This is a genomic window from Serratia sp. YWN4 (genome assembly GCF_055790845.1).
In genome coordinates, this window is sequence record NZ_CM147696.1 from 2,893,302 (window position 1) to 2,912,209 (window position 18,908).

18 protein-coding genes, 1 tRNA gene and 1 other RNA gene are annotated in these 18,908 nt (G+C 52.5%); 13 read left to right on the forward strand and 7 right to left on the reverse strand.

Annotation, left to right across the window (positions count from 1 at the left end; all coding sequences use genetic code 11):
* From ACX9GT_RS13740 to ACX9GT_RS13770, 7 genes are all read left to right on the forward strand, one after another.
* Positions 1-462, forward strand: coding sequence for a YchJ family protein (locus tag ACX9GT_RS13740; protein ID WP_473191585.1), 462 nt, complete (start codon positions 1-3; stop codon positions 460-462).
* A 37-nt stretch (positions 463-499) separates the two neighbouring features.
* The gene (purU, locus tag ACX9GT_RS13745) at positions 500-1,348 is read left to right on the forward strand and encodes a formyltetrahydrofolate deformylase (protein WP_473187322.1); all 849 of its coding nucleotides are present in this window, start codon (positions 500-502) and stop codon (positions 1,346-1,348) included.
* 158 nt (positions 1,349-1,506) lie between these two features.
* Positions 1,507-1,591, forward strand: a tRNA-Tyr gene (locus ACX9GT_RS13750).
* Between the two features lie 45 nt (positions 1,592-1,636).
* A non-coding RNA gene (locus tag ACX9GT_RS13755) (RtT sRNA) lies at positions 1,637-1,736 on the forward strand.
* Between the two features lie 91 nt (positions 1,737-1,827).
* Positions 1,828-2,400, forward strand: coding sequence for an LOG family protein (locus ACX9GT_RS13760; RefSeq protein WP_473187323.1), 573 nt, complete (start codon positions 1,828-1,830; stop codon positions 2,398-2,400).
* 102 nt (positions 2,401-2,502) lie between these two features.
* The gene (gene xthA / locus ACX9GT_RS13765; protein ID WP_473187324.1) at positions 2,503-3,309 is read left to right on the forward strand and encodes an exodeoxyribonuclease III; all 807 of its coding nucleotides are present in this window, start codon (positions 2,503-2,505) and stop codon (positions 3,307-3,309) included.
* A gap of 48 nt (positions 3,310-3,357) precedes the next feature.
* Entirely contained in the window at positions 3,358-3,753 is a 396-nt protein-coding gene (locus ACX9GT_RS13770) for a pyrimidine (deoxy)nucleoside triphosphate diphosphatase (protein ID WP_473187325.1), read from the forward strand.
* Positions 3,754-3,815: 62 nt separating this feature from the next.
* Here the strand turns inward: ACX9GT_RS13770 and ACX9GT_RS13775 are convergent, their stop codons facing one another.
* From ACX9GT_RS13775 to ACX9GT_RS13790, 4 genes are all read right to left on the reverse strand, one after another.
* A complete protein-coding gene (locus ACX9GT_RS13775; protein ID WP_473187326.1) occupies positions 3,816-5,744 on the reverse strand; it encodes a DNA topoisomerase III in 1,929 nt (642 codons plus the stop codon).
* A complete protein-coding gene (gene mnmH, locus ACX9GT_RS13780; protein ID WP_473187327.1) occupies positions 5,744-6,862 on the reverse strand; it encodes a tRNA 2-selenouridine(34) synthase MnmH in 1,119 nt (372 codons plus the stop codon). The genes ACX9GT_RS13775 and mnmH overlap by 1 nt, the downstream gene beginning before the upstream one ends.
* The gene (gene selD / locus ACX9GT_RS13785; protein ID WP_473187328.1) at positions 6,862-7,905 is read right to left on the reverse strand and encodes a selenide, water dikinase SelD; all 1,044 of its coding nucleotides are present in this window, start codon (positions 7,903-7,905) and stop codon (positions 6,862-6,864) included. The genes mnmH and selD overlap by 1 nt, the downstream gene beginning before the upstream one ends.
* A 169-nt stretch (positions 7,906-8,074) precedes the next feature.
* A complete protein-coding gene (locus tag ACX9GT_RS13790; RefSeq protein WP_473187329.1) occupies positions 8,075-8,626 on the reverse strand; it encodes an NAD(P)H nitroreductase in 552 nt (183 codons plus the stop codon).
* A gap of 160 nt (positions 8,627-8,786) precedes the next feature.
* Between ACX9GT_RS13790 and sppA the strand changes: the two genes are divergently transcribed.
* From sppA to pncA, 3 genes are all read left to right on the forward strand, one after another.
* A complete protein-coding gene (gene sppA, locus ACX9GT_RS13795; RefSeq protein WP_473187330.1) occupies positions 8,787-10,643 on the forward strand; it encodes a signal peptide peptidase SppA in 1,857 nt (618 codons plus the stop codon).
* 81 nt (positions 10,644-10,724) lie between these two features.
* Positions 10,725-11,741, forward strand: coding sequence for an asparaginase (gene ansA, locus ACX9GT_RS13800; RefSeq protein WP_459402542.1), 1,017 nt, complete (start codon positions 10,725-10,727; stop codon positions 11,739-11,741).
* Positions 11,742-11,758: 17 nt separating this feature from the next.
* Positions 11,759-12,391 (forward strand): bifunctional nicotinamidase/pyrazinamidase, encoded by a 633-nt coding sequence (gene pncA, locus ACX9GT_RS13805; protein WP_473187331.1) that lies wholly within the window; start codon positions 11,759-11,761, stop codon positions 12,389-12,391.
* A 131-nt stretch (positions 12,392-12,522) separates the two neighbouring features.
* Here pncA and ACX9GT_RS13810 read toward each other — a convergent pair whose 3' ends face one another.
* Together ACX9GT_RS13810 and msrB are read right to left on the reverse strand one after the other, a co-directional pair.
* Positions 12,523-12,795, reverse strand: coding sequence for a YeaC family protein (locus tag ACX9GT_RS13810; protein WP_473187332.1), 273 nt, complete (start codon positions 12,793-12,795; stop codon positions 12,523-12,525).
* Positions 12,796-12,859: 64 nt separating this feature from the next.
* Positions 12,860-13,273 carry a peptide-methionine (R)-S-oxide reductase MsrB gene (msrB, locus tag ACX9GT_RS13815; RefSeq protein ID WP_473187333.1) on the reverse strand — a complete coding sequence of 138 codons (414 nt, stop codon included), beginning with the start codon at positions 13,271-13,273 and terminating at the stop codon, positions 12,860-12,862.
* 348 nt (positions 13,274-13,621) lie between these two features.
* On the opposite strand from msrB, the gene gapA reads away from it, so the two are divergent.
* Both gapA and ACX9GT_RS13825 read left to right on the forward strand, forming a co-directional pair.
* On the forward strand, positions 13,622-14,617 hold the full coding sequence (gene gapA, locus ACX9GT_RS13820) for a glyceraldehyde-3-phosphate dehydrogenase (RefSeq protein WP_473187334.1): 996 nt from the start codon (positions 13,622-13,624) through the stop codon (positions 14,615-14,617).
* An 86-nt stretch (positions 14,618-14,703) separates the two neighbouring features.
* Positions 14,704-15,579 carry a D-hexose-6-phosphate mutarotase gene (locus ACX9GT_RS13825; protein ID WP_473187335.1) on the forward strand — a complete coding sequence of 292 codons (876 nt, stop codon included), beginning with the start codon at positions 14,704-14,706 and terminating at the stop codon, positions 15,577-15,579.
* Positions 15,580-15,674: 95 nt separating this feature from the next.
* Here ACX9GT_RS13825 and ACX9GT_RS13830 read toward each other — a convergent pair whose 3' ends face one another.
* On the reverse strand, positions 15,675-16,379 hold the full coding sequence (locus ACX9GT_RS13830; RefSeq protein WP_473191586.1) for a MipA/OmpV family protein: 705 nt from the start codon (positions 16,377-16,379) through the stop codon (positions 15,675-15,677).
* 488 nt (positions 16,380-16,867) lie between these two features.
* On the opposite strand from ACX9GT_RS13830, the gene yeaG reads away from it, so the two are divergent.
* On the forward strand, positions 16,868-18,802 hold the full coding sequence (yeaG, locus tag ACX9GT_RS13835) for a protein kinase YeaG (protein ID WP_459402537.1): 1,935 nt from the start codon (positions 16,868-16,870) through the stop codon (positions 18,800-18,802).
* Positions 18,803-18,908: the final 106 nt, after the last annotated feature.

Genomic DNA, 18,908 nt, shown 5'->3' on the forward strand with positions numbered 1-18,908 from the left:
GTGACTGAATTATGCCCTTGTGGTAGCGGGTTGGAGTATAGCCTTTGTTGTGAACCTTTTATTCATGATGACCAACTTGCCCCTACACCGGGCAAACTGATGCGCTCGCGCTATACCGCCTATGTAAAACACTGCGCAGATTATCTGGTTGCGACCTGGCACCCGGATTGCCGGGCGGAAGAGTCGCGTAACGCGATTATCAATAGCTTCAACGATACCGCATGGCTTGGGCTGACGGTGGTTGAAGAACATGCGGGTAACAACGCCGACGAAGGTTATGTCGAGTTTGTTGCCCGTTTCAGCGATGGCGCGGCAAAGCACCGTGCAATACATGAACGTTCGCGCTTTCTTCGCCTTGGGCAACGCTGGTACTATATCGATGGAATCAAACCCCAAACGGGTCGAAACGACACTTGCCCCTGCGGTTCAGGCAAAAAATACAAAAAGTGCTGCGGGCAATGAGCCTGCGAGTTAAGTATCAGACAGGATCCACATACTTATGCCACACCAAAATGTACAAAGAAAAATTCTACGCACTATCTGCCCTGACGCCAAAGGGCTGATCGCCAAGATCACCAACATCTGTTACAAACATGAGCTGAATATCGTTCAGAACAATGAATTTGTGGATCACCTGACCGGCCGCTTCTTTATGCGTACCGAATTGGAAGGGATTTTCAATGATGCCACGCTGTTGGCGGATTTGGACGGTGCATTGCCTCAGGGTTCCGTGCGTGAACTGCACAGCGCAGGCCGCCGCCGTATCGTGGTACTGGTCACCAAAGAAGCACACTGCCTGGGCGATCTGCTGATGAAAAGCGCTTACGGCGGATTAGATGTTGAAATCGCCGCCGTTATTGGCAACCACACCACGTTGCAAACGCTGGTAGAGCGCTTTGATATTCCTTTCCATCTGGTGAGCCATGAAGGCCTGACGCGTGAACAGCACGATCAGAAAATGGCTGCGCAGATCGATCAGTACCTGCCTGACTATGTGGTGCTGGCCAAGTATATGCGCGTTCTGACGCCGGAATTCGTCCAGCACTACCCAAACCAGGTGATTAATATTCACCATTCGTTCCTGCCCGCCTTTATCGGCGCACGCCCTTACCATCAGGCGTATGAGCGCGGCGTGAAGATTATCGGCGCCACGGCGCACTACGTGAACGATAGCCTGGATGAAGGCCCAATCATCATGCAGGATGTTATTCATGTCGATCACACCTATTCCGCAGAAGATATGATGCGTGCCGGGCGCGATGTGGAGAAAAACGTTCTCAGCCGGGCTTTGTATCGTGTGCTGGCACAAAGGGTGTTCGTGTACGGCAACCGCACGGTGATCCTGTAGTTGTGCAAGAAAGCGGTGTCTTTCGTTCACGGAAACACCGCCAAGAATAAAAAAACGGCAAACGATTCATTTTCTGCATTTCAATGCTTTACACGAGCGCTTCATTTGATATGATGCGCCCCGCTTACCGAGACAGACGTTTCGCAAGCAAGGCCAGTGGTGGGGTTCCCGAGCGGCCAAAGGGAGCAGACTGTAAATCTGCCGTCACAGACTTCGAAGGTTCGAATCCTTCCCCCACCACCATCCTTAATATATCGCACAAAGCCACCATCAACCTCGTATATTCATGTTTCTCCGCACAGGGGAAGGATGAGAAACTTCGACCAAGGTTCGAGTCGAGCGCAGCGAGACAACGCGCTTCAGCGCGGTAATCCTTCCCACTCAGCGCTTAAGTCGATCCAACCAATGTATCCCCCACTTGAACTCCCGCCCACAATTCGCTATACCACTGGCTTCTTTAATGCAGTAAGGAACTGTGCATGCGTAACAATATCTGCGTTTTTTGTGGTGCCAGCGAAGGTATTAACCCGGCCTATGCTGAAAATGCGCGCAATCTGGGCCACGCAATTGCCACTCAGGGGCGGCGTTTGGTCTATGGCGGTGGTAAAAAAGGGCTGATGGGCATTGTCGCCGATGCGGTACTGGAAGCCTGTGGAGAGGTCGTTGGGGTGATACCTGAACGTTTGGTGGAAGCCGAAACCGCCCATCGCGGCTTGACCAAGCTGGAAGTGGTGCCTGATATGCATACCCGCAAAGCGCGTATGGCCGAGCTGGCTGACGGGTTTATTGCCCTGCCAGGCGGTATTGGCACCCTGGAAGAACTGTTCGAAATCTGGACCTGGGGGCAGATCGGTTATCACAACAAGCCGGTCGGGCTGCTGAACGTGAACGATTTTTACCGTCCATTGAGCAGCTTCTTGCAGCAGGTCGCCGATCAGGGCTTCATGCGCCAAGATTACCTCAACACCCTGCATATCAGTGATTCAGCGCAGACACTGTTACAGCAACTCGACAATTATCAGGCTAAAAATTACGACCGTTGGGCAAAATAATCCCTCTCTACCAGCGGCCATCCGCCGCTGGTCCGCGTTACTTTTCTGGCCAAATTCTGCTACTATCTGAACACATTTTTTCTGATCAAAACGGCACCGCTCATGAAGTTTGTCTCTTTTAATATCAATGGACTGCGCGCACGTCCGCATCAACTGGCCGCCATCATTGAACAGCATCAGCCTGATGTGATCGGCCTACAGGAAACAAAAGTTCACGACGATATGTTCCCGCTGGAAGAAGTGAGCCAGCATGGTTATCACGTGTTCTATCATGGGCAAAAAGGCCACTACGGTGTTGCTCTGCTGACCAAAGATAAACCGCTTGCCGTGCGCCGTGGTTTCCCTACCGACGAAGAAGATGCCCAACGCCGCATCATCATGGCCGATCTGGCGACCCCACAGGGAACGCTGACGGTGATTAACGGCTATTTCCCGCAGGGTGAAAGCCGCGACCACCCGATCAAATTCCCAGCCAAAACCCGTTTCTACCAGGATCTGCAAAGCTACTTGGAGCAACAGCTTTCTGCCGAATCCCCGGTATTGATCATGGGTGATATGAACATCAGCCCAAGCGATTTTGATATCGGTATCGGTGAGGATAGCCGTAAGCGCTGGCTGCGCACCGGTAAATGTTCTTTCCTGCCGGAAGAGCGTGAATGGATGGAACGTCTGTTGGACTGGGGCCTGGTGGATACCTATCGTCACGCCAACCCCGAGCGCGACGATGAATTCTCATGGTTTGATTACCGTTCACGCGGTTTTGATGAAAACCGTGGGTTACGTATCGATCTGTTGCTGGCCAGCACACCGTTGGCGGCGCGCTGCAAGGCGACGGGGATTGATTATCAGATCCGTGGCATGGAAAAACCTTCAGATCATGCGCCAGTCTGGGCTGAGTTTTCACTGTAATTTAATTCCCCGCCCCGTTGTGATAACGGGGCTTTACCGATAATCCGCATGAAAATCATCGACGTGGTCGCCGCCATTATTGAAAAAGACGGCAAAATTTTACTCGCTCAGCGCGATAGCAGCAGCGATCAGGCGGGCCTGTGGGAGTTTCCCGGTGGTAAGGTCGAACTCAATGAACAACAGCCACAGGCTCTTGCTCGCGAACTGCTAGAAGAGTTGGGCATTACGACCAGCGTAGGGAGTTATGTTGCCAGCACGCAGTGGCAGCAAAGCGAAAGAATCATCCGTTTACATGCCTGGCGGATCGAGACATTCAGCGGTGAATTGCAAAAGCGCTGCCATTCGGCGTTTGCCTGGGTAACGCCGCAGCAGGCACGTGGTTATCCTCTGGCCCCGGCGGATATCCCGCTGCTGGAGAGCTATATCGCCGCTTTACCCACCTAGTACACAGGGGCTACCAGAGCCCCTGTTTTCAGAAAACCCTCCACACTCGCATCACTGGTGATTTACTCACTCTTTACCTGTGCCTTCGGGGCACTTTTCTTGCGTTTTTTTGCCCCGGCAGCAGCAGGCGATGGCGGCAAGCCACGAAACGCCATGCTGGCCCGGCTTTGTTTAGCCTGGTAAATCAGTTCCTGCAAGGTTCCTTCCAGCGGTTGCATAAAGTCCTGATAGCGGCAGGATTTCTCACTGATCTGCGTTAGAGTGGATTCCCATTGCGCCGTCATATCAGGCCGTGCCGCCAAGTCCGGCAAAGAATGAATCAACGCCCGACCGGTTTCACTGGAATGGATATAGCGCCCTTTCTTGTAGAGAAAGGCCCGTTTGAACAGTAATTCAATAATGCCCGCCCGCGTTGCTTCCGTGCCTAAACCATCGGTCGCACGCAGGATTTTCTTTAAGGCTTTGTCCTGCACAAAGCGCGCAATCCCGGTCATGGCGGAAAGCAGGCTGGCATCGGTGAACGGCCGCGGTGGCTGAGTCTGGCGTTCAACCACTTCGCCACGTTCGCACAACAGCTCATCATCTTTGGCGACTACCGGCAATGGCGCTCCTTCGTTTTCTTCATCGCGCTCCTTGCTGCCCAACAGAGTGCGCCACCCTGCCTCCGCCAGGAAACGCGCCTTGGCGATAAACTTGCCACCGGCGATATCCAGCTCGATCACACATTTACGGAACATCGCATCCGGGCAGAACTGCATCAGATACTGACGAGCCACCAGGCCATAAACGTTCAGTTCGTCTTGGCTCAGGCTAGCTTTGCTGGCGCGGGCGGTTGGAATGATCGCGTGGTGCGCATCCACCTTTTTATCGTCCCAACAGCGGTTACGGCGCTCGCTGTCGATCACCGGTTGCGGATAGAGAGCGGGCTGATGCACGCTGATGGCATTCAACACCGCATGACGCCCGGCAAAATGCTCCTCTGGCAGATAGCGGCTGTCGGAACGCGGGTAGGTAATCAGCTTATGGGTTTCATACAGGCGCTGGCAGATATCCAGCACCTGCTGGGCGCTGAGGTTAAAACGCTTGGCCGCTTCAATTTGCAGCGTGGAAAGGGAAAACGGCAATGGGGCAGTATCTGATTCCCGTTTATCATTATAGGAGGTCACCAGAGCGGGCTGGCCCTCAATACGTTTGACTACGTGCTCGGCCAGCGGCCGATGCAGCAAGCGCCCTTCTTCATCCTGATAAGGCTCACAGGAATCGCTCGGTTGCCATAGGGCGACAAAGCGCTCCTCTTTTGGCGTAACGATATGCGCTTTTACTTCGAAAAAGTCTTTCGGCACGAAGTTTTCAATCTCTTCGTCACGCCGCACTACCAGCCCCAACACCGGCGTTTGTACCCGCCCGACCGATAACACCCCGTCATAACCCGCATTGCGCCCTAACAGGGTATAAGCACGGGTCATGTTGATGCCATACAGCCAGTCGGCACGCGCACGCGCCAGCGCAGAAACGCACAGCGGGATAAAATCGCGGTTATCACGCAGCCGCTCGATAGCCCGCTCCACCGCCTGCGGGTTAAGATCGTTGATCAAACAGCGGCGCACGCGCTGGCGCTTTTCTGGTGACAGTGCCAGGTAATCCAGCACCTCATCAACCAGTAATTGCCCTTCGCGATCCGGGTCACCGGCATGAACCACTTCGTCCGCCTCCGTCAGCAGTCTTTTTATCGCATTTAACTGCTTGCTGACCGAAGGCCGCGGCTGCAACAGCCACTTCTGGGGGATAATCGGCAAATCCGCCAGCGACCAACGCGCATAACGGCTGTCGTAAGCATCCGGCTGCGCCTGCTCCAATAAGTGGCCGACACACCAGGTCACCACATCGTTGCTGCCACAGGCAATAAACCCATCACCCCGGCGGTGGGGTTTAGGTAACACATCGGCAATGGCGCGAGCCAAACTCGGTTTTTCGGCAATAAACAGGCGCATTATTCACCGTTATTCTGGCTGTACGTCATCAAAAACTCTCTCACTTCAGCATAGTTACCACGGAAGATCATCCGCTGGGTTTTCTTCTCTAACTGATAGCGATACATCGGATCGTAATAGTGTTGCAACAACGGCACCAGCCACTGTTGGTGAGCATCGCTGTTGCCATGGGATTGCTGCAACTGCAACGCCTGATCCAGCCATTGCGTCAACTGCTGGAAACGTTCCAGCCCCAGGCGGCGGCGAATGGCAAACAGGCCATGGTGCAAATATTCAGCATATTTTTGCCAGCCTTCCTGTTCACCATACGCGTGCTCAAAGGTAATGCGCATCTGATCGATGTATTCAGCCTGTAGGCGGGCCAAACGTACCTCAAACGGATCGTCGATCACCACCAGAGGCGCTTGCTGCATACCGTTAAACAACGCCAACGGTAGATTGTTTGAGCCAATAATCCGGCTTTCATCTTCCAGCACCCAATGGCGGCAACCGTTATGCTGTTTTTTCAACATCAGTACGGCCAAATGATTCTCAAAATCAATCTGCGTATGCTGTTCCACCAACGTCCGGCCAAAAGACGATCCGCGATGATGCGCTACACCTTCCAGATCAATGCCCGCTATCAGTTCATTGATCAGCAGCGTTTTACCGCAACCGGTATTGCCACCCACGACCACCATCGGCAATGCAGAGCAGGATTCCAGAGTCTCCAGCAGGAAAGTACGCAGCGCCTTATAGCCACCGCGAACGCGCGGATAATCCACCCCGGCTTCCCGTAGCCATTGCTGCACCAGTTGTGAGCGCAACCCACCGCGGAAACAATAAATATACCCCTGCGGCTGCCGGGCACATTGCGCGATCCAGGCTTGAGTGCGTTGCTCGCGCAGTTGACCATTAACCAGTTGATGCCCAAGATCAAGCGCCGCCTGCTGGCCGTGCTGCTTGTAACAGGTTCCCACCACCTGGCGTTCGCTGTCGTTCATCAACGGCAGATTAATGGCTGAAGGGAATGCTCCTTGCCCAAATTCTATTGGCGCACGCACATCAATCAGTGGCACATCTTGCAGAAAAATGCGTCGATAATCGTCGGTATCCAGCCGAGTTTGCACGGTTAACACTAGACAACCTCAATCAGCGGTTTACCCGGCTGAGCGGCGTGCAATTCACCAATGGCCTTCAGCGTGATGCCATGACGTGCGGCAATCGCCTGCACCTCGGCCTCAGCCTCCGGCAATACCGCCAGCAGCAAACCACCAGAAGTCTGCGGATCGCACAATAGCTGGCGCTGCAAATCACTCATAGCACCGACCAGATGACCATAGCTGTCGAAGTTACGGCCGGTTCCGCCGGGCACGCAACCTTCGCTGATATAGCGTTCGATGTCAGGGAGTTTCGGCACCTGCTCGAACCACACCGTCGCCTGCAATTCAGAACCCTGGCACATTTCGCTAAGGTGCCCCAGTAAACCAAAACCGGTCACATCGGTCATCGCCGTCACGCCCGCCACATCGGCAAAGTCCGCACCGGGTTTATTCAACTGGCACATCACCTGCGTTGCCAGCCCTTGGTGCTCTGGCCGCAGTTTGCTTTTCTTCTCGGCCGTGGTCAGCACGCCAATGCCCAATGGTTTGGTCAGGAACAATTTCGCTCCTGCCTTCGCCGCACTGTTTTTCTTCACCCGCTCGGTGCTGACAATGCCGGTTACCGCCAAGCCGAAGATCGGTTCAGGCGCGTCGATCGAATGGCCCCCGGCCAAAGCGATGCCCGCCTGCTGGCAGGCATAACGCCCGCCGTCAATCACCTGTTGCGCTACTTCCGCTGGCAGCGCAGCAATCGGCCAGCCCAGAATCGCAATCGCCATGATCGGCTTACCGCCCATCGCATACACATCGCTGATGGCATTGGTGGCCGCAATGCGACCAAAATCAAACGGATTATCGACAATCGGCATAAAGAAATCCGTGGTGCTGATAATGCCAACGCCATTACCAATGTCATACACCGCCGCATCATCACGAGTTTCATTACCCACCAGCAAACGCGGATCAACAAACTTTTCCTGTTCGCTATGCAGTATCGTTTCGAGAACTTTCGGTGAGATTTTACAGCCACAGCCAGCGCCATGGCTGTACTGGGTTAAACGGATGACCGACGATGCCATAAGTCCACTCCCTTTGGGTAACGAGCTTCAGAATATCACAATGGGGTATAGGGTAACGCTTGCCGGGGGGATTGGTAAGAGCAGGCTGGCATTATGCCGTTAGCCTGCTCAGAAACAGTACAAAACTGCGGGATATCGCGCATTTTCTGCTAAAAACCTGCGAGCAGGATCAGAAATAGCGGACGAAAGTAGCACTGTCTGGGGGCACCACTTTGGTGGTTGCTTTTAACTGTGGAGTACCGAGATAAAGGAAACCCACGATCTCATCCTGCTCACGGCAGGCAAAGGCCTCACGCACCAGCGGATGCTCCGTCCAGGCACCGGTGCGCCAGATGCCATTGAACCCTTGTGCCAATGCCGCCATCTGCATCGCCTGCACGGCACAACCGGCAGAAATCACCTGTTCCCAACGGGGTACTTTCGGATTTTCACTGCAATGCGCCACCACGGTAATAATCAACGGGGCGCGAAATGGCGCCTGTTTCGCTTTTTCCACGGCAGCTTCATCAAGCTCATCGTGCTTTGCCGCCGCCTGTAACAAGGCACTGAAACGCTCCAGACCCTGATTCTCGATCAGCACAAACCGCCATGGCTGTAACGCACCATGATCGGGCGCGCGTAACCCGGCATTGATGATATTCTGACGCACTTCGCCCGTTGGCGCAGGGGCCACCAGCCGTGACGCCGAACGGCGATTCAGTAAAAGATCCAGTGCATCCATTGTAAACTCCTGATAACAATTTTCATTTGGATCACGTTAACATAGCTCCACAGGGAGTTACAGCCTCTGCAATACTGTATATGACTCACGATTTAAAGCTGACATTTCTTCGGCCGCTCATTAGGATAGCGGAACATTCTCGACTCTTGTTGGAGAGCACATGTGCACATTGTGGCGATTCATTGCCGGTATTTTCAGGTGGACGTGGCGTCTGCTGAATTTTATCAGGGAATTTATCCTGAACTTATTCTTGATTCTGCTGATCCTGGTTGGGGTCGGTATCTATCTTTCTTTCCAAAGCAGTACCACTCCGGTGGAAACACCACGTGGCGCGCTGCTAGTGAACCTCAGCGGCGTCGTGGTTGATCAGCCATCGATGAACAGCCGCGTTCGCCAATGGGGCCGTGAACTGCTGGGAACCTCCAGCAGTCGTCTACAGGAAAATTCGCTGTTTGACCTGGTGGAGATGATTCGCAAGGCCAAAGACGATCAAAACATTACCGGGATGGTGTTGCAGTTGAATGACTTCACCGGCGCCGACCAGCCTTCTCTGCAATATATTGGCAAAGCGCTGCGCGAATTCCGTGACAGCGGCAAACCGATCTTTGCGATTGGCGACAGCTACAATCAGACGCAATATTATCTGGCCAGCTATGCCAATAAAATCTATCTGTCACCACAAGGGGTGGTAGATCTTCACGGTTTTGCGACCAACGGCCTGTATTACAAGTCCTTGCTGGAAACGCTGAAGGTCACGACCAATATTTTCCGGGTCGGCACCTATAAATCCGCCGTGGAACCGCTGATCCGCAACGATATGTCGCCAGAAGCCCGCGAAGCCGATAGCCGCTGGGTGGGTGGCCTGTGGCAGAACTACCTGAATACCGTGGCGGCCAACCGCCAACTGACGCCGGAACAACTGTTCCCAGGGGCAGCGGCGATCCTCAGTGGCCTGCAAGCCGCAGGAGGCGATACGGCCAAGTTTGCGCTCGACAGTAAACAGGTTGATGAGCTGGCGTCCCGCACAGTGATTGAAGAACAACTGGTCAAGATCTTCGGCTGGGATAAGCAAACCAATAATTTCAACGCGATCAGCATCTACGATTACCAACCAAAATCAGCGCCGGAGCAAGGTGGTGAAATCGCCGTCATCTTCGCTAACGGAGCCATCATGGATGGCCAGCAAACGCCAGGAACCGTGGGCGGTGATAGCACCGCAACGCAACTGCGGCAGGCGCGTCTGGATCCCAAAATCAAGGCGGTGGTATTCCGTGTGAACAGCCCCGGCGGCAGCGTGACCGCCTCTGAGGTGATCCGTTCCGAGCTGGCAGCCGTGCGGGCGGTAGGGAAACCGGTGGTCGTCTCCATGGGTGGCATGGCTGCTTCCGGTGGTTACTGGGTTTCAACACCAGCGGATTACATCATCGCCAGCCCGAGCACCCTCACCGGTTCCATCGGCATCTTTGGCATCATCAACACCTTTGAGAACACGCTAGACAGCATTGGTGTGCATACCGATGGGGTAGCCACCTCACCGTTGGCCGATCTGGCCGTTACCAAGGCATTGCCCGCCGAGTTCTCGCAAATGATGCAGTTGAACATCGAGAATGGTTATAAGAACTTTATCAACCTAGTGGCTAAAGCACGAAAAATGACGCCAGAACAGGTTGATCAGATCGCTCAGGGTCACGTCTGGATTGGCAATGATGCCAAGAAAAATGGCCTGGTTGACCAATTGGGTGACTTTGACGATGCAGTGAAGAAAGCCGCCGAGTTGGCCAAATTGCCGCAGTGGCAGCTTAACTGGTTCGTGGATAACCCAAGTTTGGCGGATATGATCCTCAGCCAATTTGGTGTTTCCATCCATGCGATGTTACCCGCCGCCATCCAGTCGATACTGCCCGCTCCGTTGGCTTCCGTCGCTTTGGCGGTGAAAGATCAACCGGGTCTGTTTAATAATCTGAACGATCCGCAGCACCGTTATGCTCTCTGCCTGACCTGCGGAGAAGTCCGTTAGCGCATTAATCTCTGGCCCGGCATCCGCCGGGCTTTTTCCCCCTATAATTCAGCTCATCTGAAAGCTATTAAGACTGATGCTATGCACAAGAAATCCATTTACGTCGCCTATACCGGTGGGACGATCGGGATGCAACGTTCCGAGCACGGCTATATCCCGGTTTCTGGCCACCTGCAACACCAACTGTCACTGATGCCCGAATTCCATCGCCCGGAAATGCCAGATTTCACTATCCATGAATATGCACCGCTGATCGATTCTTCCGATATGACACCAGAAGACTGGCAACATATTGCCGATGATATTAAACAGCATTACGACCAATATGACGGCTTCGTCATCCTGCACGGCACCGATACCATGGCTTTTACCGCCTCGGCGCTGTCGTTCATGTTGGAGAACCTGGACAAGCCGGTTATTGTGACAGGGTCACAGATTCCGCTGGCAGAACTCCGTTCCGACGGCCAGACCAACCTGCTGAATGCGCTGTATCTGGCCGCCAATCATCCGGTCAATGAAGTCAGCCTGTTCTTCAACAACAAACTGTTTCGTGGCAATCGCACGACTAAAGCCCATGCCGATGGTTTTGACGCCTTCGCTTCACCAAATCTGCCGCCGTTATTGGAAGCTGGGATCCATATCCGCCGCCAAACCGGCATCGCATCACCGGTGTGTAATGGTGAGTTGAAAGTACATAACATTACGCCGCAGCCGATCGGTGTGGTCACCATCTATCCGGGGATTTCCGGGGCGGTAGTGCGTAACTTCTTGCTGCAACCGGTAAAAGCTCTGATTTTGCGCTCCTACGGGGTCGGCAATGCGCCACAAAAAGCGGAGCTGGTGGATGAATTGCGCGACGCCTCTGCGCGTGGCATCGTAGTGGTTAACCTGACTCAGTGCATCTCAGGCCGGGTCAACATGGGGGGATATGCCACCGGTAATGCCCTGGCCCATGCTGGCGTTATCAGCGGCTTTGATATGACGGTAGAAGCTGCCCTGACCAAACTGCATTACCTGCTGAGCCAACCGCTGACGCCAGAAGATATCCGCAGCCAGATGCAACAGGATCTGCGTGGCGAACTGAGCGCTGCGGGTTAACCCATCTCGGAGTTGAAATGAAAACTGCCCTGCTGTTGATTGATTTGCAAAACGATTTTTGCCCCGGTGGCGCACTGGCGGTGGCCGAAGGCGATCAAACCATCGCTATTGCTAATCAGGCCATCGAGGCCTGCCTGGCTCGACATGAAATGGTGATTGCCAGCCAGGATTGGCACCCAGCCAATCACCGCAGCTTTGCGGTGAATTCTCATGCCACCGTCGGCACGTTCGGTGAACTCGAAGGTTTGCCGCAGGTCTGGTGGCCAGTCCACTGCGTTCAAGGAACCCCAGGAGCCGCATTTCATCCGCAACTCCGGCAGCAAGCGCTGACCGCCGTGTTTCGCAAAGGTGAAAACCCGGACATCGACAGCTACAGCGCGTTCTTTGATAACGGCCACCGCACGCAAACAGCTCTCGATAGCTGGTTGAAATCTCAGGGGGTTACGCATCTTGCCGTGATGGGATTGGCGACGGATTACTGTGTGAAATTCAGCGTGCTGGACGCTCTGCATCTGGGCTATCAAACCCTGGTGATCACGGAAGGATGCCGCGGCGTCAATCTGCAACCGCAAGATAGCCAACAGGCGCTGTTAGCAATGCAGCAGGCCGGTGCGCAATTAGTGACACTGTCACAGTTTATTCAACGTTAATTAGGCGGGGCGATGTTCTGGGAATTACGGTGTCGACAATAATCACCATCTGGCCCAGACGTTAACTGAAATTTCATTACGCTAGAAAGTAAAGCAGCCAGGGCGATGCCAGCATCGCCCTACTCGAGAAGTTATTGCGGTTTCAGTTTGATCAGAGGCTCGGCAGCGAACTGCTGCTTCAACTCCTGTTTGCTTTTCATCACAATCTGCCCATCGGTACCAATGCTCATATGTTGCGGATCGGCATTGTGCATCGACTGCCATAGCATCACTGCTTGCAGGCTATTCTCTTTCTGCTCCGGCGTCAGGGCAACACCGTCTGGCCATTTACCCAACTCCACCGCCTGCATCAAGCGCTGGTAAATTTCTGGCGTCATGGCTGCAATCAGATCTTTCACTTCCATCTATGCGTTTCCTCACTCAAAGATGAATAATTAGCTGAATCGATTTTGTTGATCGATTTACTACTTAACCCGCCGTTTTCTCACCATTCTCGCCGTCGGTGAAACTCAATGAAGCAGAGTTAACACAGTAACGCTCACCCGTTGGTTGCGGACCGTCTGGGAACACATGCCCCAGATGCGCATCGCAATGACCACAACGGATCTCGACCCGATGCATATTATGCGAGTTATCATCAAGATAAAGAATGGCATCATCCGAAACCGGTTGGTAGAAACTGGGCCATCCGCAGCCAGAATCATACTTGCTATCGGAGTAGAACAACGGTGCATTACAGCACAGGCAGTGGTATACCCCTTCACGCTTGTTGTGCAGCAACTTGCCGGAATAAGGTGCTTCTGTGCCACGTTCCTGTGTCACATAGCGTTGGATTTCATTCAGTTCCGTGGCTGGTTGGTTAGGGGTTGTCTCTTTAGCCATTTGTGCGATTCCCGGAAATGTGGATAATATCAACGAAAACAATGGGTAATAATAACAAAAAATTAACAACGCTGCTGGCCTTTTTGGCCTAAACTGTACGGCATAAAGGTTACGCCGCAGCCATATGTGATCAATATCACATATATTGCACGTACGGACTTTATACTTAGCAGTTTGCCCCCATATCTTTGTGAGGGTAAACGTGAATGGAATGTGCAATAAGCGTGCAAAACCGGTTCTGTGGTTTGATTTGCCGCAAGAATTGACACGATTCCGCTTGACGCTGGGTAAGGTTTTTGTAATTTTACAACCAACCTTTTATTCACTAACAAATAGCTGGTGGAATATATGACTATCAAAGTAGGTATCAACGGTTTTGGCCGTATCGGTCGCATTGTTTTCCGTGCTGCTCAGGAACGTTCTGACATCGAAATCGTTGCAATCAACGATCTGTTAGACGCAGAGTACATGGCTTACATGCTGAAGTACGACTCTACCCATGGCCGTTTCAACGGTACTGTAGAAGTTAAAGACGGCCACCTGGTTGTTAACGGTAAAACCATCCGTTGTACCTCAGAAAGAGATCCGGCTAACCTGAAATGGAACGAAGTCAACGTTGACGTCGTTGCTGAAGCCACTGGTTTGTTCCTGACCGACGAAACTGCGCGTAAACATATCGCTGCAGGCGCGAAGAAAGTGGTTCTGACTGGCCCATCTAAAGATGACACCCCGATGTTTGTTATGGGCGTGAACCACAAATCTTACGCTGGCCAAGAAATCGTTTCTAACGCTTCTTGCACCACCAACTGCCTGGCACCACTGGCTAAAGTGATCAACGACAAGTTCGGCATCGTTGAAGCGCTGATGACCACGGTTCATGCCACTACCGCAACTCAGAAAACCGTTGATGGCCCGTCTCATAAAGACTGGCGCGGCGGCCGCGGCGCAGCCCAGAACATCATCCCTTCTTCTACCGGTGCTGCTAAAGCAGTAGGTAAAGTCATCCCAGAACTGAACGGCAAACTGACCGGTATGGCGTTCCGCGTTCCTACTCCGAACGTGTCTGTGGTTGACCTGACTGCTCGTCTGGCAAAACCCGCTTCTTACAAAGAAATCTGTGCTGCTATCAAAGCCGCTTCTGAAGGCGAGCTGAAAGGCGTGCTGGGTTATACCGAAGACGAAGTGGTTTCTACCGATTTCAACGGCGAAAAACTGACTTCCGTATTCGATGCGAAAGCCGGTATTGCTCTGAGCGACACCTTTGTGAAACTGGTTTCTTGGTACGATAACGAAACCGGTTATTCCAACAAAGTACTGGATCTGATCTCTCACATCTCCAAATAATATGGCATGATGTGCAGTTGATGACGAGGGCGACATTATTGTCGCCCTTTTTACTGGTTTTTTGCGGCGAAAAGAAGGCAATTTACGTGTACGAAAAAATCTTCACCCTACCCGTTACCGAACAAATCACTCCCTTTATCAGCCAACGACAGTTGGATGAACTGCCGGTCGTGGTAGTTACCCACCCTAAAGTACGTGCTGCCATTACTTTGCAGGGTGCACATTTGCTAGCCTGGCAACCCAACGGCGATCGGCCGGTGATCTGGCTAAGCGACAATACCCCGTTCAAAGAAGGCATCGCGATCCGTGGCGGCGTTCCAATTTGCTGGCCCTGGTTCGGCACGGCAGGTACACCCTCCCATGGTTTCGCACGCAATCAGCCGTGGACCCTGACTGCCCATGATGAAGATGAAAACGGAGTGATCCTGACCTTCACGTTGCAAGATAACGCACAGACACGTGCACAGTGGCCTCATGCCTTTACGCTAATCGCCCGTTTCAAGTTGGGTGAAGAGTGTGAGATCGAACTGGAATCTCGTGGTGACTATCAGGCAACTGCCGCACTGCACACGTATTTTGAGATCGGCGATATCGCCCGCGTCAGCATTGCTGGCCTCGGTGAACACTATATCGATAAAGTGGCCCATATCACCGAAGCTCGTCAGGTGGGGGAACTGGTATTTGTCGGCCAGACCGACCGCGTCTTTACCCAGCCAGCAACCAGCAGCCTGATCAACGATCCGGTGTTACAACGCACCATTGAAATCGATCACCAGCATATGAGCGATGTCATTGCCTGGAACCCAGGTGCCGAGCTGTCCGCCAAAATGGTAGATATGCCGGATGAAGGTTATAAAACCATGGTGTGTGTAGAAACCGGGCGTGTGACTACACCGCTGGTTGCTACCGCTGAACAACCTGCCCGCCTGGCGGTGACGTTCCGCAGCCGCAAAAACCGTTAAATCCTGCGCCTAAATGCACTGCACTATAATATAGCAAAAGGGGCGATATCGCCCCTTTTTGGTGCAACCTGCGCACGATTATCGTGCATTTGGCATCAGAAGTTGTAACTCACCCCGGTCAGCAAAAGAGCCGTATATGATTTATCGACCATCGGGCTGTCCTTCACTTCGTTAGACAAGCTGATATAACGACCGGTCATAAACGCATTCCAATTTGAATTGAACTTGTAATTCGCCGTCAGTTCCACATAAGGCGCGAAGCTATTACCTGGCGTATAACTGTTCAACCCACTACGGCGAGATTCGTTATCGCTAACACCATAGTAATAATCCGTTTGATTCTTACTGCTCCACGTCACACCCACGCCCGGCACTAGCGTCCAGCTATCCAGCATAAAGCGATGGAGGTAGGTTACATCCCCCAACATGCCATTACTGTTATTCAGCGTATCAGCGGATAATGCAGTACGGATGGTCCCCCACTCTGCATTATGTGAATACGTCACCCCCGCCATCAGCGTGCTGCGACGTTTATCTAAACGCTTCATGCGTTCATCATCACTATCGCCAGGCTTAAAACCCTGTGGGAGGTAGTACGCCATAACGCTCAGTTGGTTCTGTTGGTCATTCCACAGATAATAACCGGCCGTCAGGCTGCGAAAATAGAAATTGTCATTCTCATAATTAATGATGGGCACCGGATAAACCCGGGTTTGATAACCACGATAGGGCTCTGGCGTAACCAGCGCGCCTGCACCAAGCGACCAGTTTCCTGCTTGAGCACTGTGCGCACACGCCATTGCAGAAGCAATAATGGCTAGCGTTTTGAGATGAGATATCTTCACTGGTTTTTTCCATAAATAGCAGAGTAAACGATGAAGCATAGTTTATGTGAAAATGTAACTACCTGCCTAATATTTACAATAGAAAATGACCAAGATCGAATAACTTAGAACGAAAGCATGAATTATTGATGGCAGAATCATGACATATTCTGCCGCAACCCGCGCCAGACAAGGCATTTGGCCAGGCTGCAATAACTGAGTCATTGATATGACTTAAAAAAAGCTGTTTTTCATGCAGGAAATTTTTCAGTATGCAACTACGCTTAAATCAGAAGGTGAATTTATCCTGAGCTCAGTGGCAATACAGCGCAACTCGCGATAATAAGCGCACCAAGTTGGCATACGAGTTGCTGTACTCAGAGATAACTTCTCTCTTTCGGGAGCCAGAATACAAATACCAGCTCCCTTTAACCTGTGCTAATAACGAAAGGACGGGCATCACCATGAACATATTTGACCACTATCGCCAGCGCTACGAAGCTGCCAAGGACGAAGAGTTCACACTGCAGGAATTTCTTACCATTTGCCGGCAAGATCGCAGTGCATATGCCAATGCGGCGGAACGTCTGCTCATGGCTATCGGTGAACCAGTCATGGTGGACACCGCGCTTGAGTCTCGCATGTCTCGCCTGTTCTCTAACAGAGTGATCGCACGCTATCCGGCATTTGAGGAATTCTACGGCATGGAAGAAGCTATCGAACAGATAGTTTCCTACCTGAAACACGCCGCTCAAGGCCTCGAAGAGAAGAAACAGATCCTTTACCTGCTGGGCCCGGTGGGCGGCGGTAAGTCATCGCTGGCAGAACGCTTGAAAGCGCTGATGCAACGCGTGCCAATTTATACCCTGAGTGCCAACGGTGAGCGCAGCCCGGTCAACGACCATCCGCTGTGCCTGTTCAACCCGCAGGAAGATGCCAATATTCTGGAAAAAGAATACAACATCCCAACGCGTTATCTCGGCACCATTATGTCGCCGTGGGCCGCGAAACGCCTGCATGAGTTCGGTGGTGACATCACCAAATTCAAAGTTGTGAAGGTTCGTCCTTCCATACTTGATCAGATTGCCATCGCCAAAACCGAACCGGGCGATGAGAACAACCAGGATATCTCCGCGCTGGTGGGCAAAGTGGATATCCGTAAACTGGAAAACCACGCGCAGAACGATCCAGACGCCTATGGCTACTCCGGTGCTCTGTGCCGCGCCAACCAAGGGATCATGGAGTTCGTCGAGATGTTTAAAGCACCGATTAAAGTGCTGCATCCTCTGCTGACTGCCACCCAGGAAGGTAACTACAACGGGACCGAGGGGATTTCTGCCCTGCCGTTCAGCGGTATTATTCTGGCGCACTCGAACGAATCGGAATGGGTGACCTTCCGTAACAACAAAAACAACGAGGCTTTCCTCGACCGTGTTTATATCGTCAAGGTGCCTTACTGCCTGCGGGTGTCGGAAGAGATCAAAATCTACGACAAACTGCTGGATCACAGTGAGCTGACCCACGCGCCGTGCGCCCCTGGCACACTGGAAACGCTGGCCCGCTTTACCGTGCTCTCGCGGCTGAAAGAACCTGAAAACTCGAGTATCTACTCGAAAATGCGGGTTTATGACGGTGAAAGCCTGAAAGATACCGATCCGAAGGCCAAGTCGTATCAGGAATACCGCGACTATGCCGGAGTAGATGAAGGGATGAACGGCCTTTCGACCCGTTTCGCCTTCAAAATTCTGTCTCGGGTGTTCAATTTTGATCATGTTGAAGTGGCTGCCAACCCGGTCCATCTGTTCTACGTGTTGGAACAGCAGATCGAGCGCGAGCAGTTCCCACAAGATCAGGCTGAAAAATATCTGGAGCACCTGAAAGGCTATCTGATTCCGAAATATGCCGAGTTTATCGGCAAGGAAATTCAGACCGCCTATCTGGAATCTTACTCCGAATACGGCCAGAACATTTTTGACCGCTACGTGACCTATGCTGACTTCTGGATCCAGGATCAGGAGTACCGTGACCCAGATACCGGCCAGCTGTTTGACCGTGAATCTTTGAACGCGGAACTGGAGAAAATTGAAAAACCGGCAGGTATCAGCAACCCGAAAGATTTCCGCAACGAGATCGTCAACTTTGTTCTGCGTGCCCGTGCCAATAACAGCGGCCGGAATCCGAACTGGACCAGTTACGAGAAGCTGCGCACGGTTATCGAGAAGAAAATGTTCTCGAACACCGAGGAGTTGCTGCCGGTCATTTCCTTTAATGCTAAAACCTCAACGGATGAGCAGAAGAAACACGATGACTTCGTCGACCGTATGATGGAGAAAGGCTATACCCGTAAACAAGTTCGCCTGTTGTGTGAATGGTATCTGCGGGTGAGAAAATCCTCATAACGTCTAATGCAGGTTAGCGTTATATACCCTGAATAGTGCGAGTTGCAGGTAGGCGGTAAATGTGCGAATCCCCAGTCACTTAAAAATAAGTGACTGGGGTTAGCCC

Bases quoted from the DNA above. Each gene is read 5' to 3' on its own strand.
- ACX9GT_RS13790 (WP_473187329.1), bottom strand. From the start codon at position 8,626: ATGGATGCACTGGATCTTTTACTGAATCGCCGTTCGGCGTCACGGCTG.
- ACX9GT_RS13770 (WP_473187325.1), top strand. From the start codon at position 3,358: ATGAAAATCATCGACGTGGTCGCCGCCATTATTGAAAAAGACGGCAAA.
- ACX9GT_RS13760 (WP_473187323.1), top strand. From the start codon at position 1,828: ATGCGTAACAATATCTGCGTTTTTTGTGGTGCCAGCGAAGGTATTAAC.
- sppA (WP_473187330.1), top strand. From the start codon at position 8,787: ATGTGCACATTGTGGCGATTCATTGCCGGTATTTTCAGGTGGACGTGG.
- ACX9GT_RS13775 (WP_473187326.1), bottom strand. From the start codon at position 5,744: ATGCGCCTGTTTATTGCCGAAAAACCGAGTTTGGCTCGCGCCATTGCC.
- ansA (WP_459402542.1), top strand. From the start codon at position 10,725: ATGCACAAGAAATCCATTTACGTCGCCTATACCGGTGGGACGATCGGG.
- gapA (WP_473187334.1), top strand. From the start codon at position 13,622: ATGACTATCAAAGTAGGTATCAACGGTTTTGGCCGTATCGGTCGCATT.
- xthA (WP_473187324.1), top strand. From the start codon at position 2,503: ATGAAGTTTGTCTCTTTTAATATCAATGGACTGCGCGCACGTCCGCAT.
- selD (WP_473187328.1), bottom strand. From the start codon at position 7,905: ATGGCATCGTCGGTCATCCGTTTAACCCAGTACAGCCATGGCGCTGGC.
- yeaG (WP_459402537.1), top strand. From the start codon at position 16,868: ATGAACATATTTGACCACTATCGCCAGCGCTACGAAGCTGCCAAGGAC.
- ACX9GT_RS13810 (WP_473187332.1), bottom strand. From the start codon at position 12,795: ATGGAAGTGAAAGATCTGATTGCAGCCATGACGCCAGAAATTTACCAG.
- msrB (WP_473187333.1), bottom strand. From the start codon at position 13,273: ATGGCTAAAGAGACAACCCCTAACCAACCAGCCACGGAACTGAATGAA.
- purU (WP_473187322.1), top strand. From the start codon at position 500: ATGCCACACCAAAATGTACAAAGAAAAATTCTACGCACTATCTGCCCT.
- ACX9GT_RS13830 (WP_473191586.1), bottom strand. From the start codon at position 16,379: ATGGCGTGTGCGCACAGTGCTCAAGCAGGAAACTGGTCGCTTGGTGCA.
- pncA (WP_473187331.1), top strand. From the start codon at position 11,759: ATGAAAACTGCCCTGCTGTTGATTGATTTGCAAAACGATTTTTGCCCC.